We start from the raw sequence: 24,362 nt of genomic DNA on the forward strand, positions 1-24,362 counted from the left end.
CTATGGGTGGTAGAGGTTATCGGGTGAGGGGGACTTTAATGAAAAAGCAAGAACGGCAACGTTATGTTCGTGAATTATTGAAGAACAATAATATTGATAAGCAGGAAGATTTTGTGAGTTTGCTTAAAAAACAAGGGATTACAGTCACACAAGCAACTATTTCTAGAGATATTAAAGAAATGCAATTAATTAAAGTGCCATCTGCTGATGGAACTTACAGTTATAATTTACCTGTTCAAAAAAAATTGAATACAGAAAAAAAATTAACTAAAACGTTAAAAGATGCTTTTATATCAACTGATGTTCAAAATGAAATGTGTCTCGTTAAGGTGACGCCAGGAAGTGGTCCAGCAATCGTATCTTTAATTGAACAAATGAATTATTCATTTGTTTTTGGTACTTTAGGCGGAGATGGATCAGCTCTAATTATCTGTCACTCGAACAAAGATGCGTTAAAGTTAAGTAAAATTTTAAATGAGATTGTAACTGAATAGATAGAAATAAAATCTGTGACATTTGTTTCAGATTTTTTCTATTAAAGGGGTGAAAAAAATGTTACAAGAATTGACAATAAAAGATTTTGCCATTATTGATTCTTTGAATATCGATTTCATGGCTAATATGACAGTTTTAACAGGTGAAACTGGTGCGGGTAAATCCATTATCATTGATGCTTTGGGCCTCTTATCAGGTGGTAGAGGGTCCCAAGAATTTATTAGAAAAGATGCAAAAAAAATGGTGCTACAAGGACTCTTTATGCCAACTGAAAACTCAAATACGTTAACGAAGTTGGACCAATTAGGTATTGGCCATGATGATAACTCTGTGATTTTACAACGTGAAATACATAGATCTGGTAAAAATATTTGTCGCATAAACGGTATGTTGGTTAACACGAGTACACTAAAATCAATTGGTGAAACGTTAGTTGATATTCATGGCCAAAATGAACATCAAGAATTAATGCAACAGGATAAGCATTTGGGCATGTTAGATGAATATATTAAAAATGATATTCAAACACTGAAGCATAGTTATCAAGAAGCATTTGAATACTATCAAAACCTAAATAAGTTACAAATAAAAAGACAAACAAATCAAAACGAATGGGCACAACGATTAGATATGTTACATTTTCAAAAAGATGAAATTGAAAGTGCAGATTTAATTGAAAATGAAGAAGACATATTAAGCGCTGAAAAAGAACGTCTAGAAAATTTTCAAACTATTAATCAGTCACTGGATGCAAGTTACCAAGCGTTATCGGGTGATGATGAAAATACAGTTGACCATGTTGGTGTTGCAATGTCTAACATGCTAAAAATTGATAATTTAGATAGTGAATATAAAGACTTAGCAGAACGGTTGTCGTCAGCCTATTATATGCTGCAGGATGCATCTAGTGACCTATTGCGTCAGTTAGACTCCCTGGAATGGGATGAGCAACGATTAAATGAGATTGAAAATAGGCTTGAATTAATTGTACAATTAAAACACAAATATGGTGATTCTGTTGAAAAAATATTAGCTTATTTGAGTCTTATATCTGAAGAATTAATTGAAATGGAAGCAACTGAAGGTAATGCAGATGATTTAGATAATCAAGTTAATTTAGCTAGAAAAGAAGCCCATAAATTGGCTGATAAATTAACTAATGTTCGAAAAAAAGCAGCCATCATTCTACAAAAAGAAGTGCATAAACAGTTAAGTGAGTTGTATATGGACAAAGCCGTTTTTGAAGTTAAATTTGATTCACTCAATCAGTTAAATAGTACCGGACAAGATAAAGTTGAATTTTATATTCAAACAAATGTTGGGGAAACAATGGGGCCATTAGCTAAGATTGCTTCTGGTGGTGAACTTTCTCGAATGATGTTAGCGTTAAAGACAATTTTTTCTAGGACGCAAGGTGTCACAAGTATTATATTTGATGAAGTTGATACAGGAGTTAGTGGACGTGTTGCCCAGGCAATTGCTGAAAAAATTAATCAAATTGCCCAACAATCACAAGTTCTATGTATCACACATTTGCCACAGGTTGCTGCAATTAGCGAGCACCATTACTTTATAGCTAAAGAAGTGATTTGTGAACGTACAGAAACATCTATTAAATTGTTATCTAAGGAAGATCGTATTCAAGAAATTGCTCGAATGCTTGCCGGTTCTGAGATTACACCTTTAACTGTTAAACATGCTGAAGAATTACTAAATACGGCACAAAAAAAATAATTAAAACCAAGGTACTACTATGAATAGATGATTGGTTAGTTATAAAAAAGGAGAGTACTAATATGCTTAAGTTTGATAAAATATCAAAAATTTATAAAGGTAATAAAGCTGTAGATAATTTTAATTTGGAAGTTCAAGATGGTGAATTCATTTGTTTCATCGGAACATCTGGTTCAGGTAAAACAACTACTATGAGAATGATTAACCGTATGTTGACACAAACAGAAGGTACAATCACTATTGATGGTAAAGATATAGCCAAAATGGATCCCGTTAAATTACGTCGTAAAATCGGATATGTTATTCAAAATATTGGTTTAATGCCACATATGACTATTCGTGAAAATATTACATTAGTACCAAAATTATTAAAATGGCCTGAAGAAAAAAGAGATGAACGCGCTAAAGAAATGATTAAATTAGTTGAACTACCAGAATCATATTTAGACCGTTACCCATCTGAACTTTCTGGTGGGCAACAACAAAGAATCGGAGTTGTCAGAGCTTTAGCTGCTGATCAAGATATTATCTTGATGGATGAACCTTTTGGTGCGCTTGATCCTATTACTAGAGAAGCTTTACAAGATTTAGTTAAAGATTTACAAGAACGTTTAGGTAAGACATTCGTTTTTGTTACTCATGATATGGATGAAGCTTTAAAATTAGCAACACGAATTGTTGTTATGTCTGAAGGAAAGATTGTTCAAGCAGATACACCCGATAATATTTTGAAAAATCCAGCAAATAAATTTGTTGAAAACTTGATTGGTCAAGATAGACTTATCCAAGCTCGTCCAAGTATTACAACTGTTGGTCAAGTTATGTTAGCTAACCCAGTTTCAATTACACCAGGTAAGTCATTAGTAACAGCTATTCGTTTAATGCATGATCGTCGAGTTGATACGTTGTTAGTTACTGATGATGCTGGTATTTTAAAGGGTTATATTGATATTGAAAGCTTAGATTATAGTTTCAATACATCAAGTAGTGTCAGCGATATTATGAACAAAGATATTTTCTATGTTAAAGAAGATTCATTAGTTCGTGATACTGTTGAACGTATTTTAAAACGTGGATTTAAAAATGTACCTGTTATTAATAAAGATGGTATATTAGTCGGAATTGTAACCCGCGCTACCCTAGTTGATATTGTTTATGATGCACTTTGGGGTGATGAAAATAGTGCTTCTCATGAAGAAGTAACTAAAATAATGACGTCAGACTCAGGTACAGATACCGATGAAACTAGCCCAAGTTCAACGAAGGAGGGTTAATAATGACTTCATTTTTACAAGAATATGGGGCAATGATTGTCTCAAAATTATGGGAACATATTGAAATTTCAGGAATGGCATTATTTTTTGGAGTAGCAATAGCTGTTCCTTTAGGAATTTTACTAACAAGATTACCTAAGACAGCCAATATTGTAATTGCAATTGCTAGTATGTTGCAAACAATTCCTGCTTTAGCTTTACTAGCCATGATGATTCCTTTATTTGGGATTGGTAAGTTACCAGCTGTTGTAGCATTATTTATCTATTCGTTGTTACCAATATTAAGAAATACGTATATTGGTATTAAAGAAGTGGATCCAGTGTTAAAAGACGCTGCTAAAGGGATGGGTATGACTAATTTGCAGTCGATTCTGCAAGTTGAATTAGTTATGGCATCTCAGGTTATTATGTCTGGAATTCGTTTAGCTGCAACTTATGTAATTGCTTGGGCAACATTAGCTTCATATATTGGTGCTGGTGGCTTAGGGGATATGATTTTTAATGGATTAAATTTGTATCAACCAAAATTAATTTTAGGCGGTACAATTCCAGTTATCTTATTAGCCTTACTAGTTGATTTTATACTTGGACAGGTTGAAAAAAAGGTAGCACCAAAAACAACAAGAAATTAAGGAGGCTTTAACATGAAAATTACGATGAAAAAAATACTTGTTAGCTTAAGCCTTCTGTTTGCCGGTGTGAGTCTATCAAGTTGTGGGTTTCCTGGTTTAACAGGTGGCTCTGAATCGACAATTAAAATTGTCGCACAATCAACGACGGAATCTCAAATTATTGGATCAATGCTACAACAATTGATTGAACATGAATCAGATAATCAAGTAGAACTGATAAATAATTTAGGTTCTGGTACATTAAGTTTTAATGCACTCAAAAACGGTGATGCAGATATATCATCTGCTAGATATACAGGAACTGACTTAAGTGCGGTATTAAATAAACCAGTAGAAAAAGATACCGTTAAAGCTAATAAAATAGTTAAAGATGGATTCGAAAATAGATTCCAAATGAAATGGTTTGATAGTTTAGGTTTTGCTGATACTTATGCATTTATGGTTACAAAAGAGACAGCTAAAAAGTACAATTTAAACACAGTATCTGATTTAAGAAAAATTGAATCTAAATTAACAGTCGGTGTTGATGCCAACTGGATTAGCCGTGTAGGTGATGGTTACGATGGTTTCCAAAAAGAATATAATATTAAATTTGGTAACATTTATCCTATGCAGATTGGATTAGTCTATAGCGCTTTGGCAAAGGGTAAAATGGATGTTGTTCTTGGATATTCAACTGATGGCCGAATTAAGAGTTATGATCTGAAAATTTTGAAGGATGATCGTCACTTCTTCCCACCATATTCAGCAAGCCTTGTTGCAAATGATTCTATCTTGAAGGAACATCCTGAATTAACACCGCTTATTGATCGACTTAAAAACAAAATTAATTTATCAACAATGCAATCATTAAATTACAAAGTTGATAATGATTTTTACGAACCAGCAGTAGTTGCAAAACAATTCTTAGAAGAACATCATTACTTCGAAAAGGCGGGTGATTAATATGAATACTTTTGATCAATTGATGTCTTATTTTAGTAATAATGGGTTATATGTTTTACAAGAATTTACAAGACATTTTTTAATTTCAATATATGGTGTGATAATTGCTGCAATTATTGGGATTCCAATCGGAATTTTTATCTCAAAACATCATAGATTGAGCGATGTAGCAATAGGTGCTGCTAATGTTATTCAAACTGTACCATCATTAGCAATGTTATCTATTATTATGTTGGGACTAGGTTTAGGTGTTAATACAGTTATTGTAACTGTTGCACTTTACTCACTATTACCTATTTTAAAAAATACGTATTCAGGGATGATTAATGTTGATCCTGGCGTTCTTGATTCTGGTAAAGGGATGGGAATGACGAGACTTCAAATCCTTTATATGATTGAGTTACCGTTATCATTATCAGTTATCATGGCCGGAATTAGAAATGCATTAGTTGTTGCAATTGGTATTACAGCAATTGGTTCATTTATTGGTGCAGGTGGACTTGGAGATATTATTATCCGAGGAACAAATGCAACTGATGGAGCAGCTATTATTTTAGCTGGTGCATTGCCAACAGCTCTAATGGCCGTTATTGCTGATGCAATTTTGGCACTTATTCAAAGAAAATTTGATCCAACAACAATTAAACGTAAATAAAAAAATGGTCATTTTCTAGTTGTTATAGAAAGTGACCATTTTTATATTGAATCGATTAAAGCGATATAACGGAGTTGATTATCAGTAAGAAGGTAAGTGATATTCGTATATTGCGTTTTAAATATTAATTGATTAGAACCAGAACGTCGGTGTAAGGTACCACGAAGTTCTTGGAATTCTTTTTGAAATCCAGTTGGATTTAATTGTAAAATAATTGTTTTTTTCATTTTTAAAACTTTTTCTGTAAAGAGTGCTAATTGAAATTGAGGCATTTGTGGTCTTAAAATAAAGTCATCTAAATCAAAAATTTTATGATATGAATATTGTAGTGTTGAGCCAATAGTTTGAATTGTTGTTTGTTGTTTATTTTGCATAATAAAGTTCCTCCCCGAACGTTTGTTTGTATTTTCATTATACGAACAAACGTTCGGTAAAGCAAGTGTTAATTTATAATATATTTAAAAGATGACAACAGCGCATAAAAAGCTTGAATAATAGCCGTAAAAAGTGCATACTATTTATTAATACTTATCTTAGAGGAGTTTACAAATTTAATGGCTAATCGTGGAATGTTGATCGTACTATCTGGTCCATCAGGGGTCGGTAAAGGAACCGTAAGAAAAGCAATTTTTGACCAAGCTGACAATAAGTTTCTTTATTCAATTTCAATGACCACTCGTAAAATGCGAGAAGGCGAAGTTGATGGTGTTGACTATCATTTTGTATCAAAAGAAGAATTTGAGAATGAAATTTCAACGGGCGGTATGTTAGAATACGCCAAGTATGTTGACAATTACTATGGAACACCGTTAAAATATGTAAATAAGATGCTTGACGCTGGTCAAGATGTCTTTCTTGAAATTGAAGTACAAGGTGCTATGCAAGTTCGAGAAAAAATTTCTGATGGTTTATTTATTTTCTTAACGCCACCTGATTTGATGGAATTAAGACAAAGAATTACAGGACGTGGAACGGATGATTCTGCAACTATTGATAAACGAATGACAAAAGCCATTGGTGAGATTGATATGATGCAGAATTACGATTACGCGGTTGTTAATGATGAAATAAATGATGCTGTTGAAAAAATTCAAACGATTATTAAAGCTGAACGTTGGCGTGTAAAACGATTTTTACCTGACTATAGAAAACAATTAGGAGATGTATTTAAATGATTTTATATCCTTCAGTAGATGACTTATTGAAACAAGTAGATTCAAGATACTCATTAATTATGTTAGCAAGTAAACGTGCCCATGAATTAGATGCTGGCGCTCTACCAATGCTTTCTAATTACAAATCAAAAAAGAATGTTGGACGTGCTTTGGAAGAAGTTGTTACTGGTGATTTAATTATTGATCCAGTTGAAAAAGAAGATATTCGTTAATCTGATTAAATGAAAAGGAGTTAAGACAAGCTAATTGTCCTAACTCCTATTTTATTTCTTAGAAAATTGATACAATAGAGAATAGAATAAATTCGGTATGGGGGCGACATGAAATGACACTTGAAAATAAAAAAATCGGTCTTGTTGTAACAGGTGGTATTGCAGCGTATAAAAGTTTGGGATTAGTCCGAGCACTAATTAAACAAGGTGCTAGCGTTCGAGTTGCGATGACCAAAGCTGCAACTGAATTTGTAACACCCTTGAGTTTTGAAACGTTGAGTAAAAATAGGGTGTTAACTGATTTATTTTCAGGAAAAGAGTCTGAGCATGTTGCACATATTGAATTTGCAGACTGGGCAGAATTAATGGTTATTGCACCAGCGACAGCAAACATTATCGCAAAAATGGCCAATGGTATCGCAGATGATTTTGTTTCAACCACTTTATTAGCAACTGAGGCACAAAAAATTGTTGTGCCCGCAATGAATGAACATATGCTAATGAATTCTGCTACACAACGTAATCTTAAATTTTTAGGACGAAATAACATTCAGATTATTGAACCAGAAATAGGCTTTTTAGCAGAAGGTTATTCAGGTAAGGGACGTTTTCCCGAATTAAATGTGATAATGTCAGTTATTCAAACTTCCTTTGAGGATAGTGACAAACCATTAGAAGGTAAAAATGTCTTAGTGACAGCTGGTGGTACACGAGAACGAATCGATCCAGTTCGTTTTATCGCTAATGATTCTTCTGGTAAAATGGGTTTCGCAATTGCGATTGAAGCGCAAAAGTTAGGTGCTAATGTCACCTTAATTAGCGGAATAAGCCAGTTGCCAGACCCAATTGGCGTGACAACAATTAGAGTTACAACTGCGTTAGAGTTATCTGAAGCTATCAATAAGCGATTTGATGACCAAAATATTTTGATAATGGCAGCAGCTGTTTCAGATTATCGTGTACAAAATGTTGCAGATCAGAAAATAAAAAAAGCTGAATCTACTTTAACGTTAATATTAGAAAAAAATCCAGATATTTTAAAACATTTGGGCCAAATTAAGCAAAATCAGTATTTAGTCGGATTTGCTGCGGAAACCCAAAACGGACTAGAAAATGCACAAGAAAAATTAGAAAAGAAAAATTTAGATTTATTGGTTTTAAATGATGTCTCAAATTCTGCCATTGGATTTAATAGCAATGATAATGAGGTAACACTGCTTAGACCAAACAGAAAAAATGATTTCATAAAGCAAACAAGTAAAAAGCAAATTGCTAAGGAATTATTAGCTACTATTATAAGCGATGTAGTAAAATAAGCAGTTAATTAAATGAAAGGAGGTTTCAGTATGTCACAATATGCAAAAATTATCGTTGATGTTCCTACGATGCAAACGGACCAGCCATATACGTATTCAATCCCAGCAGTATTAACAAATCAGATTGAGATTGGCATGCGGGTTATTGTACCATTTGGGAATGGTAAACGATTGGTTCAAGGATTTGTAATTGATCTTTTTGATAAGAATGAGTTCGATGGTCATGTAAAAGATATTCAATCAGTCGTTGATTTAAGACCTGTTGTGAATACTGAATTATTAGACTTATCTGAGTGGATAGCTAATGAAACCTTTTCCTTCCGTATAACTGCCTTACAAATGGTTTTACCGAGTGTCATGCGTGCAACCTATAAAAAGCGAGTTCGTTTAATTGACGAAATTGATGAAGATTTACAAGATAAATTATTTCAAGGTCAAGATTCTATTGAATTTGATCCAGAACATATGGATGCTCAAATAATTAAAGAATTATTACAACTTACCAAGGCTGAAAAGGCTGAGATGATTTATGAAGTTGGCAATAAAGCTAAAGTTAAAATGCAAATATCAATCCAACCAAAACTTGGATTCGAAGCATATGAAAATATTCGAAGTGGTTTACGTAAAAATGCTAAACAACAGCACTTATTGATTGACTATCTACAATCACTCACTGAAGATAGCTTGATTCCTCAGAAACAAGTTGTTGAGGAAATAGGCGTGACACCTGCAACAATTACAGCTGGAGCAAAAAATGGTTGGCTTGAAAAAGTTGAGACTGAGGTATATCGGGACCCATATAAAGACACAATTATTGAGCCAACCAATATGCAAGAATTAACCTCAGATCAAGAGGTTGCGGTGCTAGCTGTCGATGAGGCTATTAAAAGTGGAACTAATACAACATTTTTACTTCAAGGTGTGACGGGGAGTGGGAAAACAGAAGTTTATTTGCAGACAATCGCAAAAGCGCTAGAACTTAGAAAAACAGCTTTGATGCTTGTACCAGAAATAGCTTTGACACCCCAAATGGTTAAGCGAGTTAAATCACGATTTGGTAATCTAGTTGCGGTCCTGCATAGCGGTTTGTCTGACGGTGAGCGTTATGATGAATGGCGCCGGATTGAGCGTAAAGAAGCGCAAGTAGTTGTCGGTGCACGTTCAGCCGTTTTTGCACCATTAGATAATATTGGCGTTATTATTGTTGATGAAGAGCATGAATCGAGCTATAAACAAGATGAAACACCAAGGTATCATGCAAGGGATGTTGTTCTTTGGAGAAGTAAAAGACATCAGTGTCCTGTCATATTGGGTAGTGCAACACCATCCCTCGAATCTCGTGCTAGAGCTCAAAAAGGCGTGTATGAGTGGTTACAATTACCTCAACGTATAAATGGTCATCCCATGCCAGAAGTTACGCTAATTGATATGAGAGAAGAAATGAAAAAGACTGGTGAGAGTAATTTTTCTGAGCCACTTAGACATGAAATTACTAAGCGCCTTGAGAAAAATGAACAGACTGTTTTAATGTTAAATCGTCGTGGGTTTTCATCTTTCGTAATGTGCCGAGATTGTGGATTCGTGCTACCTTGTCCTAACTGTGATACTTCTTTAACATTGCATATGGATACTCATACAATGAAATGTCATTATTGTGGACATGAAGAAGGTATTCCTAAAACTTGTCCTAACTGTCATAGTCGAAAAATTAGATATTATGGTACAGGTACGCAAAAAGTTGAAGAAGAACTTAAAACGTTATATCCAGAGGCTAAAATTTTACGAATGGACGTTGATACGACACGTAAAAAAGGCGCACACGAAAAAATCCTAGCTAAATTTGGCGCAAAAGAAGCTGATATTTTATTGGGTACACAAATGATTGCGAAAGGGTTAGACTTTCCTGATGTGACGTTAGTTGGCGTTCTTAATGCAGATACAGCACTTAGTTTGCCTGATTTTAGATCAAGTGAAAGAACGTTCCAATTATTAACCCAAGTGAGCGGTCGAGCTGGTCGAGCTGAAAAAGAAGGACATGTTATTATCCAAACTTTTAATCCAGATCACTACGCGATTCAATATGCGAAGCATCATGACTATGAATCATTTTATAAAAAAGAAATGTCAGTTCGACATATGGAAAATTATCCACCATATTATTATACAATTCAGCTCACTGCTAGTTATACGGATGAGGCTGGAGCAGCGAAAAAAATGTTAGAAGCAGTTCAATTTTTAAAACCAGTGTTATCAAAGAATGCGATTATTCTTGGACCAACACCAAAATCAATTATGCGTGTTAATAATCGTTTTTATTATCAAGTGGTTATTAAGTATAAATCAGAAGGTCAATTAAAAGAACGACTAAGAGAGTTAATGACTAAATCTCAAGCCGAAGTTCGAAAAGGTTTAAAATTAACGATTGATTCTGAACCAGTAAACTTTATTTAAATTAAGGAGATATTATGACGTCAATTGTATTTATGGGAACACCAGAATTTTCAGCTCCAATTTTAGAAAGTTTAATTGAAAACGGCTATGACGTGAAAGCTGTTATGACACAACCAGATCGAATGGTTGGGCGAAAACGTATTTTAACGCAATCACCAGTAAAACAAGTTGCAGTAAAACATGGTATTGAGGTATTACAACCAGAAAAATTAAGTGGCAGCGATGAAATGGCCAAAGTAATTGCAATGGCACCCGATTTTTTGGTAACTGCAGCATTTGGACAATTTTTACCAACAAAATTATTAGAATCTGCTAAAATTGGTGCAATAAACGTCCATGGTTCACTATTACCTAAATATCGTGGTGGCGCACCAATTCAATATGCTATTATGAATGGTGAACAAGAAACAGGTATTACCATTATTTATATGGTTAAAAAAATGGATGCTGGAAATATTATTAGCCGTCGTGCAATTAAAATTGAAAATAATGATGATACTGGTTCAATGTTTGAAAAATTAAGTTTATTAGGTAAGGAACTATTACTTGAAACATTACCAAAACTAATTGATGGTACAAGTGAATCAACACCACAAAATGAAGATAAAGTAACCTTTTCACCTACCATTAAACCAGAAGAAGAAGCCCTTGATTTTTCAAAAACGGCTAATGAAATAGACTGGAAAATTCGTAGCTTAAGACCGGTACCTGGTGCATATACGATTTTAAAGGGTAAGAGAACTAAAATATGGGATATAACTGTACTAGATAAAAAAACTATTTTATCTGCTGGAAAAGTAGTTGAAGTAGCTAAAAAATCACTTGAAATTGCTTGTGGTGATGGGACCGTATTAGCTATTAATTCGCTTCAACCAGATGGTAAATCAAAACAAACCATTGTCGACTACCTAAACGGTAGTGGGCAAGGAATAAAAGAAGGACAACAGGTGATTGATGTATGACAACTGATTTAAAAACGACACCCCGATTCTTAGCAGTTGATCTTTTAACAAGAGTTGCTAAACAAGGGACGTATTCAAATATTGCGTTGAACCAAGTGATTAAGAATAATCATATGGAAGTTCGGGATGCTCATTTATTAACACAACTAGTTTACGGTGTTATCCAAAGACGTCTCACTTTAGAATATTGGTTGGCACCATTTGTTAAAAATCCTAGCAAAATGGATAATTGGGTTCAAGAATTACTATTGAGTGCCATTTATCAGATGCATTATCTTGATAAAATTCCAACTCGCGCAATTTTTAATGAATCAATTGAAATTGCAAAACGAAAAGGCCATGCAGGTACGCGTAAATTTGTTACTGGTGTTTTACATGCAATTGAGCGTGAAGGTATCCGTCCTGTTTCTGAAATTAAAGATGATATTGAACGTTTGAGTATTGAAAGTAGTACACCAGTTTGGTTGGTAAACGAATTAATTAAACAAGTAGGCTTAGAAAAAGCGACACATTTGTTGGCTTCAATCAATGAAGCACCTGATCAATCTGTTAGAGTAAATACAGCTAAAGCAACTGTCGAAGAAGTCATTGAAAAAATGGAAAATGAAGGCTTTGAGGTGAAACGTAGTCAAGTTTCACCAGTTGGGTTATTAGTGACTAATGGATTTGCTCCTGATAGTGGCGTTTATCACGATGGGTTAATTACGATTCAAGATGAAAGTGCAATGTTAGTTGCTGACGCAATGAATATTCAACCAGGTGATAAAGTTTTAGATGCATGTGCCGCACCAGGTGGAAAAACAACCCATATTGCATCATTCCTAGATGAAACTTTATTTGGTGAAGTTGTAGGGTTAGATATTCATGCACACAAAGTTAAATTAATCGGTGATAATGCTAAACGTTTAGGTTTATCTAGTGTTGTTGAGGAGATGGTATTAGATGCACGTTTAATTTCAGAAGAATTTGATAATGAATATTTTGATTCAATTCTTGTTGATGCACCTTGTTCTGGAATTGGATTATTACGTCGTAAACCAGAAATTAAATATGAAAAAACATTAGCTGATTCAAATAATTTACAAAAAATTCAATTAGCTATTTTAGACAAAGTGGCACCAACTTTGAAAAAAGGTGGTCGCTTAACTTATAGTACATGTACTATTTTAGATATTGAAAATAAGGATGTTGTTAACCAGTTTGTTGAAACTCATCCTGAATTTAAAGTGATTGAAACGCCAACTGCTTTGGCATTAAAAGAAAATAGAGACGATAAAGAATTAACTATTTATCCGGATGATTATCATTCAGATGGATTTTTCATTACATGTTTAGAAAAACAACTTTAGACTCGAGGTGTAAGAATGAAAGTTGCCTATCAAACAGATGTAGGTAGTGTCAGAGAAAATAATGAAGATTACGTCGGTGTCTTTCACAATAAAAGTGGTATTTCTTTTGTGATGGTTGCAGATGGTATCGGTGGTCATTTGGGCGGAGATGTTGCTTCAGAAATGGCCGTTTCACACATGGGATTTCGATTTGAAGGAACTAATTTTAGCCAGCCCAGTGATGCAATTAAATGGATAACCAAAGAAGTAGAGATGGAAAATAAACAAATTATTGAAAAGTCTAATCAATATGAAGATCTTTCAGGTATGGGCACAACAATGGTATGTGCCATATTCTTTGAAGAAAAATATATTGTTGCCAATATTGGTGATAGCCGAGGATACTTATTACGTGACAAAGAACTTTATCAATTAACTGAAGATCATTCAGTAGTGAATGAATTAATTAAGCGTGGCGAACTAACCGTAGAAGATGCTAAAAATTATCCGCAAAAGAATATGATTACAAGAAGTTTAGGTATCTCGTCAGATGCTGATGCTGATATTGCGGTTAATGATTCTGAGTCGGGTGATTTATTATTATTATGCACAGATGGCTTAACTAATATGGTCTCTGATGATGAAATCAAGACGGTCTTAAAAAATACTACAACTGTTGAAGAAAAAGGCTCGGAATTAATTAGATTGGCCAATAAGGCAGGCGGATTAGATAACATTACCGCACTCCTGGTTAGCAATGATCGGGGGATAGTGTAATGAAACCTGATACAATTTTTAATGAACGTTATAAAATAATAAATTCATTAGGCGAAGGTGGCATGGCAAATGTCTATCTTGCGACTGATTTAATTTTGGATCGACCAGTAGCTGTTAAAGTATTGCGAGTCGATTTAAGGGATGATCAAGATACTGTTAGACGTTTTAAACGTGAGGCATTGGCAACAACTGAATTGGTTCATCCAAATATTGTGAATGTTTATGATGTCGGTGAAGTAGACGGACTGCAATTTATGGTCATGGAATATGTGCCGGGACATGATTTAAAAACATATATAGCAAAAAGGTTCCCAATTCCATATCAAGTTGTGATTGATATTATGACTCAAATTTTATCAGCTGTAGAAGTAGCACATGATCACAGTATTATTCATCGTGATTTAAAACCACAAAATATTTTAATAGATGCAGATGGTAATGCTAAAATTACAGATTTTGGTATTGCTGTGGCATTGGCTGATCATTCGTTAACACAAACTAATACTTTATTGGGTTCTGTTCATTATCTTTCGCCAGAACAGGCTAGAGGTAGCATGGCAACAAAACAATCTGATATCTATTCGCTTGGTATTATTTTGTATGAAATGTTAACTGGGCGAGTTCCTTTTGAAGGTGAAACAGCTGTTTCAATTGCCCTAAAACATTTTCAAAGTGATGTGCCATCTGTTCGGGAATTTGATCCTAATATTCCGCAGTCTCTTGAAAATGTTGTTTTACAAGCAACAAGTAAAGTACCGCGAGATAGGTTCCAATCTGCTGGAGAAATGTCAATTGCTTTGCGAGAATCTTTGGCTAAAAAAAATGTGGCAAAGTGGCAGCCTGAAGAGGTTATCAGTGGTGAAACTAAAGTATTGCCGGTATTTGATAAGCAGACTGTAGAAACACTTAGTCCGAATCAGGAACCAGATGTAAAAAAAGATACGAAAAAGAAAATGAGTCGTCGTAAAAAATGGACTATCGGCGCAATCATTTTTGCTTTTGTCGCTCTTATTCTGGGTGGTGCGATTCTTGCAATGAGTTCACCAAAAGAAGTTAAGGTCCCTGATTTAAGCGGAATGACAGTTAGTGAAGCAAAATCAAATTTAGCAGACAAAAATTTGAAACTTGGTAAAATTACTCGAACAAATAGTGAAACCGTTGATAGTGGTAATATCATTAATTCAACACCTAAGAAGAATGAAATAATTCGAGAAAAAAATCAGGTTGATGTAATGGTATCAAAGGGAAAAGCTAAGATAACAATCGAGAATTACGTTGGTAGTAATTATGAGGATGTTAAAACAACGTTAGAAAATGATGGCTTTAAAGTTGAAAAAGAAACGGAAGAGTCAGAATCTGTGACTGAAAATGAAATTATGGCGCAAGATGTCACAGCGGGTGATAAGGTAGTTCCGAGTGATACAGTGATTACATTGACAGTTAGTTCAGGTCCTAAAGTGTATACACTTAGAGATTTAACAGGATATACAAGAAAAAGTGTTCAGGATTATACAAGCGAATTAGGTGGTAATCTGACAATTAGCGAGGCCTACTCAGATTCAGTTGACAAAGGTCAAGTTATTAAACAATCACCAGCAGAAGGAAGCTCTTTTTCTAAAGGTGATCGATTATCAGTTGTTATTTCTAAAGGAAAAAAAGTCACAACTGATGAATTTACCAGGACTATATCTGTTCCATTCAAATCAATTGTGTCAGAAAGTTCAAGTTCAGTTGATGAAGAAAAAGATACGGATGAGGACAAAGACTCGTCGTCAGATGATAGTTCCAGCTCTAGTTCAAGTTCTTCAGAATCAAAAGCAGATGAAAATGCTATTGAAATTTATATTGAAGACAAAACACATAACATTGATGATATTTATGAACGGAAAACAATTACAAAAGATACTGATTTTAAATTATCATTTGTTTTAGATTCTGGAAAAGCAGGAAAATATAAAATTTTGCGTGATGGTGAAGTAATTGCGGAAAATGATAATGTAACTAAAAATTAAATAAAAGATGTGGTAAAATTAGATTAGAGGGTAAACTTCTAATCTATTTTTTAATTAATCATATAAAACGGTTACATGAGTCCAGTTAAAGGAGGTTAATTTATTGGTAACAGGTCAGATTAGACAATCATTAAGTGGCTTTTACGACGTTGATGTCGAAGGCGAAACTTATCGAACAAGGGCTCGAGGTAATTTTAGAAATTCTAACCAGGCACCACTAGTTGGCGATTGGGTTGACTTCAAAGCTGAAAATAAAAAAGAAGGCTATATTCTTAATATTCATGATCGAGAAAACAGCTTAATTCGACCACCAGTAGCTAATATTGATGAAGCAATTGTTGTAACGTCATGTGTTGAACCAGCATTTTCAAGCAATCTATTAGATAGACAATTAATTATGCTAGAATCGCATCATGTTAAGCCAGTCTTATACTTTTCAAAGGGCGATTTAATTCCTGAAGAGAAAGTAGTTGAAATAAGCAGTATTATTGAAGCTTATAGTCAAATCTATCCAACATTTTTTCCATTTGGTAAAAATGAAGATGTTGTGGTTAAAGAATTACAAGATACCTTTCCGGGTAAAATTGCAGTCGTAATGGGTCAGACTGGTGCAGGAAAATCAACATTACTAAATAAAATTATGCCAGAGTTGGAGTTGCAGACGGCTGAGATATCAAAAGCCTTACATCGTGGTAAACATACTACTCGTAAGGTAACATTAATGCCTATTGCAGGTGGGCTAATTGCTGATACACCTGGATTTTCTTCTTTTGATTTATTTGATATGTCAAAAGAAGAGTTACCAAAGTTATTTCCAGAATTAAATGAACTATCTGTTGGCTGTAAATTTAGAGGTTGTTTGCATATTAAGGAGCCTAAATGTGCAGTTAAAGCAGCACTTGAACAAGGTAATTTATTACAGAGTCGGTACAAAAATTATTTACAATTTAATCAATTAATTGTTGATCAAAAACCAAACTATAAGAAATGAGATGACCAAAATGAAATTATCACCTTCTATTTTAAGCGCTAATTTTGCAAACTTGGAAAAGGATATTAAAGTTGTTGATCAAGCTGGTGCAGAATATTTACATATTGATATTATGGATGGCCATTTTGTGCCTAATTTAACTTTTGGTGCAAACGTCGTTGAAGCAATTAGACCATTAACAAAAATGGTTTTGGATTGTCATTTGATGGTAGAAAATCCAGAATCTTATATTGAAGAATTTGCTGCGGCAGGTGCTGATATTATTGGGGTTCATGTTGAATCAACTCCCCATATTTTTGGTGTTATTCAACATATTAAAAAATTAGGTGTGAAAGCTGAAGTGGTTATTAACCCAGGAACATCCCTAGAGACAATTAAACAAATTTTGCCACTTGTTGATCAAGTATTAGTGATGACTGTTAACCCTGGATTTGGGGGACAATCATTTATTCCAGAAATGAAACGTAAAATTGACCAATTAGACCGTATCAAACAAGTTCAAAATTATGATTTTGATATTGAAGTTGATGGTGGTGTTAATGATCAAACGATTAAGGAATGTCTTGATAGTGGTGCAACAGTCGCAGTAGCTGGTTCATACATCTACAATAGTGATAATCCAACTGAACAAATTAATAAGTTAAGAGAAGCAACCAAATGAAACTCAATATCTTAGTCGGTGGACCTAAGGAACAGTGGCCTAAGGAATTAGTGGATGGTAACGTTCGTGGACCGTGGATTGGTGTTGACAGAGGTGCATTGCGATTAATAAAACTAGGTATTACACCTGAGCTATCGATTGGTGATTTCGATTCAATGACTGAAAGTGAATTTAATTTAGTATCTAATCATAGTAAAAAAATTAAAATAGCTAATCCTGAAAAAGATGATACAGATACTGAATTTGCTTTGAGAGAAGCCATATCTGAATTTGAGTTTGATTCAGTGACGATTTATGGCGCTACAGGTGGTCGAATTGATCATTTATTGGCTAATTTGTTTTTTATTTTTAGAGAGCCATTTAATACAATGTTTGAAAAAATTTGTTTAGTTGATAAACAAAATTCAATTCGATTCTTTAAATCTGGTAAGTATCAGTTAATAAAAGAAGATGATAAAAAATATCTTGCATTTATTCCACTGTCACCAGTTAAAAAATTGAGTTTAATAGATGAGAAGTATACATTGAATCAAATTAATTTTGTGAACCCGATTTCATTAGCAAGTAATGAATTTATGGGGGATACAGGTGAGTTTAGTTTTGAATCTGGTATTATTATTGTGATTCAAAGTCGTGATGACGAAAAATAGAGCAAAAAAAAAGACTTAGCATAAATGCTGAGTCTTTTTAAATTGAATTAAACACGGGTAACTTTACCTGACTTTAAAGCGCGAGCAGATACATAAACTCTTTTAGGTTTACCATCAACTAAGATGCGAACTTTTTGTAAATTAGGTTTCCAGCTACGGTTTGTTTGGTTCAATGCATGAGAACGTTTCTTACCGAAAGTAGTCTTACGTCCTGTAATAAAATCTTTTGCCATATTCATATCCTCCTCTGCAATTCACTTAAAAAGCAAAGCTATGCTTACTTACCTAAACAAAAATATCATATTTAGCCATATAATGCAATACTTTTCTTTCAAGTAAATTTGCTTGACAGCTTGAAATTCCCGAAGGTAGGGGAATAGAATTTTCTTAGATGCTATTTTTCTTTTATTCTACCATATCCTATGATAAAATACTCTTATTGATTGTGTGAAAATATAAGGAGGCTATTCTTATGGCTGTTAAGATCAAAACGCAATTCGGTACGATTGATATTGATAATGAAGTTATTGCGACAGTTGTCGGCGGTGCCGCAACTGAAATTTTTGGGATTGTCGGAATGGCAAGTAAAAACCAAATTCGTGACAATGTGAATGAAATTTTAAGAAGAGATAATTATTCTAGAGGTGTTGTTGTTCGCCAGGAAGATAATGGTGTTGCTATTGATGTCTACATTATTGTTGGCTATGGCACAAAAATATCTGAAGTTTGTCGTAATGTTCAAGAAAAAGTGAAGTATAATTTAGAAACAATGCTAGGTGTATCTGCTAATTCAGTTAACGTGTTAGTACAAGGCGTTCGCGTACTAGGCGATTAGTAACTAGCTATTTTAGTAGTGACCAAGGAGGAAAAAGAAGTGACTGTTACGAAAATTACGGACCAAGAATTTAGAAAAATGGTCCAAATTAGCTCACAACGATTGGCTAAAAATGCCGAATTTATTAATTCATTGAATGTATTTCCAGTGCCAGATGGTGATACAGGTACAAATATGAACCTTTCGTTCGCAAGTGGGGCAAAGTATGTTCAAGATTCACCTTCTGAACATGTTGGTGAACTATCTTCGATTTTAGCTAAAGGTTTACTGATGGGTGCTCGAGGCAACTCAGGCGTTATTTTATCACAAATTTTTAGAGGCTTTTATAAACGGATCCAAGCTAAAGAGGTTTTAACTGCTACTGATTTGTCAGATGCTTTGACAGGTGGCGTAGAAGTCGCGTATAAAGCCGTTATGAAACCAACTGAAGGAACTATTTTAACAGTTGCAAGAGAAGCCGCTAAGGCTGCAAATAAAGCTGCCTCTGAGAGCGATGATGTTATCGTCGTTATGGAAGCAACTTATGTAGCTGCTAAAAAAGCATTAGCAACAACACCGGATTTATTACCTGTTTTAAAAGAGGTTGGTGTTGTTGATTCAGGTGGTCAAGGATTAACATTTGTTTATGAAGGTTTCTTTGATGCCTTAACTGGTAAGGAAACAATTAGTGAAGAATACAAACCAAATGAAAAAGAAATGGATGAAATGGTTAATGCCAGTCACCATCAGAGTGTTCAAAGTAAATTAAGTACTGAAGATATTAAATTTGGTTATTGTACAGAAATCATGCTTAAATTGGGTGCTGGTCGTTTAGTTGATCGTAAATTTGATTATGATGAATTTAGAAATCATTTAAGTGAAATTGGTGATTCTCTTCTTGTTGTGGCCGATGATGAAGTTGTTAAAGTTCACGTACATACAGAAAATCCTGGTGAAGTGATGACTTATGGTCAACATTATGGTTCATTAATCAAAGTTAAGGTTGATAATATGCGTCAACAACATGAGACAATTTTGGAAAATGATGAAGAAGAGACTGAAGAAACAAGTGAAACTGCAGTACCTAGCGAAATTGCAGTTATTTCAATTTCATCTGGTTCTGGTGTTGCGACACTTTTCAAAAGTTTAGGCGTTTCTTATATTTTAAGTGGTGGTCAAACAATGAATCCAAGTACGGAAGATATTGTTAAGGCAATTGAAGCAACTAAAGCTAAAAATGTGATTATTTTACCTAATAATAAAAATATTTTCTTAGCTGCTGAACAAGCTGTTGAAGTTTCAACAGTTCCAACAGTTGTTGTACCAAGTCGTACAATCGCTCAAGGAATGACAGCAATGCTTGGTTTTAATATTGATAGTACATTAGAAGAAAACAAAGATGCTATGATTGAAAACTTGGATACAGTAACTTCTGGTCAAGTAACAATTGCAGTTAGAGATACAACAATTGAAGGTATTGAGATTAAAAAAGATAATTATATGGGTATTATTGATGGTAGCATCAAAGTAACCGATAATGATCGTAAAAAAGTTGCAATTGAAATGACTAAAGAAATGTTGGATGAAGACAGCGAAATTATCACAATTATTGTGGGTGAAGACGGTTCTGAGGACGAAGCTAAAGAAATCGAAGAAGCCATTTATGAAATTGATGAAGATTTAGAAGTCGAAATTCACGAAGGAGACCAACCGGTCTATCCATACCTAATTTCAGTTGAATAAATAGTAAAAAGTAAAGGTGGGATGAGACTATGTTCTCTCCTGCTTTTTATATTCCGTAGAAAGTGAGGTATCATAATGTCATCATTGAATGATTCAGTTAGTGTTTTAACTGGTGTTGGGCCTAAAAAATTGACTGCACTTAATCAATTAGGAATTAATACAATCATAGATTTATTAACATTTTATCCGTATCGTTATGACGATTTAAAAGCAAAAAAATTATCTGAAATTACTGATCAAGAAAAAGTAACTCTAAAAGGAATTGTCTCTTCTGAACCAGTTTTAATTCGGTTTGGTCAGAAAAGAAATCTGTTAAACGTTAGATTACTAATTGATAGTGATAATATAACCGTTAGTTTTTTTAATCAGCCTTTTTTGCAAAAACAATTTGAGATTGGTAAAGAAGTAGCTGTGTATGGTAAATGGGATGATAAAAGAAAAAGTTTATCTGGGATGAAGTTATTGACGAAGCAAAATGATGATAGGTTATCAGCGATATATCGTTCTTCCAAAGATATTCATCAATCGGCAATTCGACAGTTAATTACACAAGCATTTGAGCAATATGCGAATCAAATTGATTCAATATTACCAAATGACCTGATTAAAAAGTATCGTTTAATTGATTGTAAGACGATGTTACATGATATTCACTTTCCACAGGATGAAAAAGATTTTCATGATGCCAAACGGACGGCTATTTTTGAAGAGTTCTTTTTATTTCAATTGAAATTACAGTATATTAAAAGAAATGATACTAAAAATGATGGTATTAAAATTAACTATCAAAATAATGAATTGAAAAAATTCATTCAGACGTTACCATTTGAATTAACGGCAGCTCAAAAAAGAGTCGTTAATGAAATTTGTTCAGACATGAAACAACCAATCCATATGAATCGATTACTTCAAGGTGATGTTGGATCAGGTAAAACAATTGTTGCAGCAATTGTGATGTACGCGGCTATTACGGCGGGCTATCAAGCCGTTTTAATGGCGCCAACAGAAATATTAGCTGAACAACATGCCAATAACATGGCTACCTTATTCGCAGATTTCCCAGTTAATGTTGCACTTTTAACTGGGTCAATGAAAGTTAAAGCTAGACGTGAACTATTAGCACATCTTGAATCAGGTGAGGTTAATTTAATTATTGGAACACATGCGATTATTCAACCTGATGTGTCATTCAGTCGCGTTGGATTAGTTATTACTGATGAGCAACACCGATTTGGTGTGAATCAACGTCGCATTTTAAGAGAGAAGGGGGCTGAACCGGACGTTTTAGCAATGACGGCCACGCCAATCCCTAGGACGCTAGCAATCACTGCTTATGGCGAAATGGATGTTTCTACGATTAATGAACTACCTGCAGGACGCCAACCTATTTCGACATCTTGGTTAAAGAGTTCTCAAGTAGGTAAAGGAATCGATCTCATTAAAGAACAGTTGATTCAAGGCTCACAAGCTTATATTATTACACCACTAATTGATGAATCTGAAACACTAGATTTAAAAAATGCATTAGCTTTATACGAAAATATGAAAGAAATATTTGAGCCAAAATATAAAGTTGGATTACTGCATGGCAAAATGAAGAATGATGAAAAGGATCAGATTATGGCCGATTTTAAGGCCAATAAATATCAAATATTGGTTTCAACAACGGTTATCGAAGTCGGCGTTGATGTACCTAATGCTACTGTGATGATGATTCATAATGCTGAACGGTTTGGGTTAGCGCAATTACATCAATTACGAGGTCGGGTTGGCCGTGGTAAGAAAGCATCTTATTGTATTTTAATTGCTGATCCTAAAAATGATTTTGGAAGACAGCGCATGCAAATTATGACAGAGACAACAGACGGTTTCGTCATTTCGCAAAAAGATTTAGAGTTGCGAGGTGCTGGCGATGTATTAGGCCGTAAGCAATCTGGAATACCTGATTTTAAAATCGGTGATCCCATAGGTGATATCAATGCATTACAAGTGGCCCAACAAGAAGCGCACGAAATAGTTTTTAGAGATGACTTTGAAAGTAATCCTGAATTTAAACCACTAAACGATTATTTAAAAAACCATCAAAATACAGATTTAAAATTCGATTAAATAAGTTAGGAGAATATAATTATGAAGTTAGCAGTTGATGCAATGGGCGGCGATTTTGCACCGCAATCAATCGTCGAGGGCGTTGAACGTGCTAGAGACGAAGATAGCACCATTCAATTTACGTTGTACGGAGATGAAAAAAGAATTCGTGAATTCTTAAAAGATGATAAAAATATCACAATTGTTCACACGGATGAGGAAATTGATGGGAATGATGAACCAGTTAAGGCAATTCGTTCAAAGAAAAAAGCATCAATGGTCTTAGCAGCTCAATCTGTTAAAGATGGTGAGAATGATGCCGTATTTTCATGCGGTAATACAGGGGCACTACTTGCTGCTGGTTTGTTTATAATTGGCCGTATTAAGGGTATTCCACGACCTGGTTTATTAGCAACATTGCCAGTTATTTCTAGTGATAATACTGTAAATTTATTAGATGCTGGAGCCAATGCGGATAGTAAACCTGAACACTTGCATCAATATGCTGTCTTAGGTAACTATTACGCTAAAAATGTTCGCCATATTAGTAATCCTAAAATTGGTTTATTAAATAATGGGACAGAACCACATAAAGGCAACAAAGTGACGCAAGAAGCGTACCAATTATTACAAAACGATACCGAATTAAATTTTGTGGGTAATATTGAATCTAATGATTTGCTTTCTGGTAAAGCTGATATTGTTGTTTCTGACGGATTTACAGGTAATGCTGTTTTAAAATCCGTTGAAGGGACAGCTTTAGGAATGTTTTCATTACTCAGAAGTGCCATTATGAGTGGTGGCTTGCGTGCTAAAATTGGTGCACTTTTACTGAAACCAAGTTTAAAACAATTGAAGAATAAAATGGATTCACCTAAGTATGGCGGTGCGGTTTTACTAGGTATTAAAGCACCAGTTGTAAAATCACATGGATCAAGTAAGGCTGAAGTTGTTTATTACACAATTAACCAAATCAATGATATGGTTAATACAGATGTAGTACCTAATATTGTTAACTATTTTGAAAAGGAAACTAGTGAAAATAAAATTAACTAGACATTTCTCTGAAAAATGGTTAAAATTACGTCATGATTCAAAAGGAGGCTATTGGAATGACAGAAGAAGAAATTTTTGGAAAAATTGTTAAAATTATAGACGAACATTTTGATTTGCCAGTAGAAAAAATTACGAATGACTTAGATTTTAAAAAGGATTTAGATGCAGATTCAATTGATGTTGTTGAGTTCGTTTTAGAACTTGAAGATACATTTGGTGCAGAAATTTCTGATGAAGATGCAGAAAGTTTAACAACTGTCGGAGACGTTGTCACTTTTATTAAAGCTAACCAAAAATAATAATTCAACACGTATATTAAATCGTTCATTAAAAGCGTTAGACAATGATATTTGTCAGCGCTTTTTTTGTATGGAGTACCTTTTAGTGATTA

24 protein-coding genes are annotated in these 24,362 nt (G+C 34.1%); 22 read left to right on the plus strand and 2 right to left on the minus strand.

The window, feature by feature from the left end; translation table 11 throughout:
• Positions 1–38: 38 nt before the first annotated feature.
• From AC1RPH_RS02585 to AC1RPH_RS02610, 6 genes are all read left to right on the plus strand, one after another.
• The gene (locus AC1RPH_RS02585) at positions 39–494 is read left to right on the plus strand and encodes an arginine repressor (RefSeq protein ID WP_481761248.1); all 456 of its coding nucleotides are present in this window, start codon (positions 39–41) and stop codon (positions 492–494) included.
• A gap of 58 nt (positions 495–552) precedes the next feature.
• Positions 553–2,229, plus strand: a complete 1,677-nt coding sequence (gene recN, locus AC1RPH_RS02590) for a DNA repair protein RecN (protein ID WP_481761249.1) — start codon at positions 553–555, stop codon at positions 2,227–2,229.
• A gap of 62 nt (positions 2,230–2,291) precedes the next feature.
• Complete coding sequence (locus AC1RPH_RS02595; protein WP_481761250.1) at positions 2,292–3,503, plus strand: betaine/proline/choline family ABC transporter ATP-binding protein; 1,212 nt, start codon at positions 2,292–2,294, stop codon at positions 3,501–3,503.
• Between the two features lie 2 nt (positions 3,504–3,505).
• The gene (locus AC1RPH_RS02600) at positions 3,506–4,135 is read left to right on the plus strand and encodes an ABC transporter permease (protein ID WP_481761251.1); all 630 of its coding nucleotides are present in this window, start codon (positions 3,506–3,508) and stop codon (positions 4,133–4,135) included.
• A gap of 24 nt (positions 4,136–4,159) precedes the next feature.
• Complete coding sequence (locus AC1RPH_RS02605; RefSeq protein ID WP_481761403.1) at positions 4,160–5,080, plus strand: osmoprotectant ABC transporter substrate-binding protein; 921 nt, start codon at positions 4,160–4,162, stop codon at positions 5,078–5,080.
• Between the two features lies 1 nt (position 5,081).
• A complete protein-coding gene (locus AC1RPH_RS02610; RefSeq protein ID WP_481761252.1) occupies positions 5,082–5,735 on the plus strand; it encodes an ABC transporter permease in 654 nt (217 codons plus the stop codon).
• 41 nt (positions 5,736–5,776) lie between these two features.
• Here AC1RPH_RS02610 and AC1RPH_RS02615 read toward each other — a convergent pair whose 3' ends face one another.
• On the minus strand, positions 5,777–6,109 hold the full coding sequence (locus AC1RPH_RS02615; RefSeq protein WP_409022619.1) for a hypothetical protein: 333 nt from the start codon (positions 6,107–6,109) through the stop codon (positions 5,777–5,779).
• 180 nt (positions 6,110–6,289) lie between these two features.
• Between AC1RPH_RS02615 and gmk the strand changes: the two genes are divergently transcribed.
• The 11 genes from gmk (at position 6,290) to AC1RPH_RS02670 (ending at position 18,270) form a co-directional block, all read left to right on the plus strand.
• A complete protein-coding gene (gmk, locus tag AC1RPH_RS02620; RefSeq protein WP_481761253.1) occupies positions 6,290–6,910 on the plus strand; it encodes a guanylate kinase in 621 nt (206 codons plus the stop codon).
• Entirely contained in the window at positions 6,907–7,122 is a 216-nt protein-coding gene (gene rpoZ / locus AC1RPH_RS02625) for a DNA-directed RNA polymerase subunit omega (protein ID WP_409022617.1), read from the plus strand. The genes gmk and rpoZ overlap by 4 nt, the downstream gene beginning before the upstream one ends.
• A 113-nt stretch (positions 7,123–7,235) precedes the next feature.
• Complete coding sequence (gene coaBC / locus AC1RPH_RS02630; protein ID WP_481761254.1) at positions 7,236–8,438, plus strand: bifunctional phosphopantothenoylcysteine decarboxylase/phosphopantothenate--cysteine ligase CoaBC; 1,203 nt, start codon at positions 7,236–7,238, stop codon at positions 8,436–8,438.
• A 30-nt stretch (positions 8,439–8,468) separates the two neighbouring features.
• The gene (gene priA, locus AC1RPH_RS02635; RefSeq protein ID WP_481761255.1) at positions 8,469–10,889 is read left to right on the plus strand and encodes a primosomal protein N'; all 2,421 of its coding nucleotides are present in this window, start codon (positions 8,469–8,471) and stop codon (positions 10,887–10,889) included.
• A gap of 14 nt (positions 10,890–10,903) precedes the next feature.
• On the plus strand, positions 10,904–11,851 hold the full coding sequence (gene fmt, locus AC1RPH_RS02640) for a methionyl-tRNA formyltransferase (protein ID WP_481761256.1): 948 nt from the start codon (positions 10,904–10,906) through the stop codon (positions 11,849–11,851).
• Positions 11,848–13,200 (plus strand): 16S rRNA (cytosine(967)-C(5))-methyltransferase RsmB, encoded by a 1,353-nt coding sequence (gene rsmB, locus AC1RPH_RS02645; protein ID WP_481761257.1) that lies wholly within the window; start codon positions 11,848–11,850, stop codon positions 13,198–13,200. The genes fmt and rsmB overlap by 4 nt, the downstream gene beginning before the upstream one ends.
• A gap of 15 nt (positions 13,201–13,215) precedes the next feature.
• On the plus strand, positions 13,216–13,956 hold the full coding sequence (locus tag AC1RPH_RS02650) for a Stp1/IreP family PP2C-type Ser/Thr phosphatase (protein ID WP_481761258.1): 741 nt from the start codon (positions 13,216–13,218) through the stop codon (positions 13,954–13,956).
• Positions 13,956–15,968: a Stk1 family PASTA domain-containing Ser/Thr kinase gene (gene pknB, locus AC1RPH_RS02655; RefSeq protein WP_481761259.1), complete on the plus strand. Its 2,013-nt coding sequence runs from the start codon at positions 13,956–13,958 to the stop codon at positions 15,966–15,968. Before AC1RPH_RS02650 ends, pknB begins: the two co-directional genes overlap by 1 nt.
• A gap of 103 nt (positions 15,969–16,071) precedes the next feature.
• A complete protein-coding gene (gene rsgA, locus AC1RPH_RS02660) occupies positions 16,072–16,959 on the plus strand; it encodes a ribosome small subunit-dependent GTPase A (protein WP_481761260.1) in 888 nt (295 codons plus the stop codon).
• A 10-nt stretch (positions 16,960–16,969) separates the two neighbouring features.
• The gene (rpe, locus tag AC1RPH_RS02665) at positions 16,970–17,620 is read left to right on the plus strand and encodes a ribulose-phosphate 3-epimerase (RefSeq protein WP_409022609.1); all 651 of its coding nucleotides are present in this window, start codon (positions 16,970–16,972) and stop codon (positions 17,618–17,620) included.
• Positions 17,617–18,270: a thiamine diphosphokinase gene (locus AC1RPH_RS02670; protein ID WP_481761261.1), complete on the plus strand. Its 654-nt coding sequence runs from the start codon at positions 17,617–17,619 to the stop codon at positions 18,268–18,270. The genes rpe and AC1RPH_RS02670 overlap by 4 nt, the downstream gene beginning before the upstream one ends.
• A 47-nt stretch (positions 18,271–18,317) precedes the next feature.
• Here AC1RPH_RS02670 and rpmB read toward each other — a convergent pair whose 3' ends face one another.
• The gene (gene rpmB, locus AC1RPH_RS02675; protein WP_057973454.1) at positions 18,318–18,503 is read right to left on the minus strand and encodes a 50S ribosomal protein L28; all 186 of its coding nucleotides are present in this window, start codon (positions 18,501–18,503) and stop codon (positions 18,318–18,320) included.
• 239 nt (positions 18,504–18,742) lie between these two features.
• Here rpmB and AC1RPH_RS02680 point away from each other — a divergent pair, with 239 nt between their 5' ends.
• From AC1RPH_RS02680 to acpP, 5 genes are all read left to right on the plus strand, one after another.
• The gene (locus AC1RPH_RS02680; RefSeq protein ID WP_057973455.1) at positions 18,743–19,105 is read left to right on the plus strand and encodes an Asp23/Gls24 family envelope stress response protein; all 363 of its coding nucleotides are present in this window, start codon (positions 18,743–18,745) and stop codon (positions 19,103–19,105) included.
• Positions 19,106–19,144: 39 nt separating this feature from the next.
• Positions 19,145–20,827 carry a DAK2 domain-containing protein gene (locus tag AC1RPH_RS02685; RefSeq protein WP_481761262.1) on the plus strand — a complete coding sequence of 561 codons (1,683 nt, stop codon included), beginning with the start codon at positions 19,145–19,147 and terminating at the stop codon, positions 20,825–20,827.
• A gap of 72 nt (positions 20,828–20,899) precedes the next feature.
• Positions 20,900–22,936: an ATP-dependent DNA helicase RecG gene (recG, locus tag AC1RPH_RS02690; protein ID WP_481761404.1), complete on the plus strand. Its 2,037-nt coding sequence runs from the start codon at positions 20,900–20,902 to the stop codon at positions 22,934–22,936.
• Between the two features lie 21 nt (positions 22,937–22,957).
• Positions 22,958–23,971 carry a phosphate acyltransferase PlsX gene (plsX, locus tag AC1RPH_RS02695; protein WP_481761263.1) on the plus strand — a complete coding sequence of 338 codons (1,014 nt, stop codon included), beginning with the start codon at positions 22,958–22,960 and terminating at the stop codon, positions 23,969–23,971.
• Positions 23,972–24,027: 56 nt separating this feature from the next.
• Entirely contained in the window at positions 24,028–24,270 is a 243-nt protein-coding gene (gene acpP / locus AC1RPH_RS02700) for an acyl carrier protein (protein WP_409022605.1), read from the plus strand.
• The last annotated feature ends 92 nt before the right edge of the window (positions 24,271–24,362 follow it).

Source organism: Dellaglioa sp. CoH-57-MRSF-16 (assembly GCF_056782055.1).

Excerpts from the sequence above, each read along its gene's own strand:
- AC1RPH_RS02585 (WP_481761248.1), top strand. The coding sequence starts at position 39 with ATGAAAAAGCAAGAACGGCAACGTTATGTTCGTGAATTATTGAAGAAC.
- recN (WP_481761249.1), top strand. The coding sequence starts at position 553 with ATGTTACAAGAATTGACAATAAAAGATTTTGCCATTATTGATTCTTTG.
- AC1RPH_RS02595 (WP_481761250.1), top strand. The coding sequence starts at position 2,292 with ATGCTTAAGTTTGATAAAATATCAAAAATTTATAAAGGTAATAAAGCT.
- AC1RPH_RS02600 (WP_481761251.1), top strand. The coding sequence starts at position 3,506 with ATGACTTCATTTTTACAAGAATATGGGGCAATGATTGTCTCAAAATTA.
- AC1RPH_RS02605 (WP_481761403.1), top strand. The coding sequence starts at position 4,160 with ATGAAAAAAATACTTGTTAGCTTAAGCCTTCTGTTTGCCGGTGTGAGT.
- AC1RPH_RS02610 (WP_481761252.1), top strand. The coding sequence starts at position 5,082 with ATGAATACTTTTGATCAATTGATGTCTTATTTTAGTAATAATGGGTTA.
- AC1RPH_RS02615 (WP_409022619.1), bottom strand. The coding sequence starts at position 6,109 with ATGCAAAATAAACAACAAACAACAATTCAAACTATTGGCTCAACACTA.
- gmk (WP_481761253.1), top strand. The coding sequence starts at position 6,290 with ATGGCTAATCGTGGAATGTTGATCGTACTATCTGGTCCATCAGGGGTC.
- rpoZ (WP_409022617.1), top strand. The coding sequence starts at position 6,907 with ATGATTTTATATCCTTCAGTAGATGACTTATTGAAACAAGTAGATTCA.
- coaBC (WP_481761254.1), top strand. The coding sequence starts at position 7,236 with ATGACACTTGAAAATAAAAAAATCGGTCTTGTTGTAACAGGTGGTATT.
- priA (WP_481761255.1), top strand. The coding sequence starts at position 8,469 with ATGTCACAATATGCAAAAATTATCGTTGATGTTCCTACGATGCAAACG.
- fmt (WP_481761256.1), top strand. The coding sequence starts at position 10,904 with ATGACGTCAATTGTATTTATGGGAACACCAGAATTTTCAGCTCCAATT.
- rsmB (WP_481761257.1), top strand. The coding sequence starts at position 11,848 with ATGACAACTGATTTAAAAACGACACCCCGATTCTTAGCAGTTGATCTT.
- AC1RPH_RS02650 (WP_481761258.1), top strand. The coding sequence starts at position 13,216 with ATGAAAGTTGCCTATCAAACAGATGTAGGTAGTGTCAGAGAAAATAAT.
- pknB (WP_481761259.1), top strand. The coding sequence starts at position 13,956 with ATGAAACCTGATACAATTTTTAATGAACGTTATAAAATAATAAATTCA.
- rpe (WP_409022609.1), top strand. The coding sequence starts at position 16,970 with ATGAAATTATCACCTTCTATTTTAAGCGCTAATTTTGCAAACTTGGAA.
- AC1RPH_RS02670 (WP_481761261.1), top strand. The coding sequence starts at position 17,617 with ATGAAACTCAATATCTTAGTCGGTGGACCTAAGGAACAGTGGCCTAAG.
- rpmB (WP_057973454.1), bottom strand. The coding sequence starts at position 18,503 with ATGGCAAAAGATTTTATTACAGGACGTAAGACTACTTTCGGTAAGAAA.
- AC1RPH_RS02680 (WP_057973455.1), top strand. The coding sequence starts at position 18,743 with ATGGCTGTTAAGATCAAAACGCAATTCGGTACGATTGATATTGATAAT.
- plsX (WP_481761263.1), top strand. The coding sequence starts at position 22,958 with ATGAAGTTAGCAGTTGATGCAATGGGCGGCGATTTTGCACCGCAATCA.
- acpP (WP_409022605.1), top strand. The coding sequence starts at position 24,028 with ATGACAGAAGAAGAAATTTTTGGAAAAATTGTTAAAATTATAGACGAA.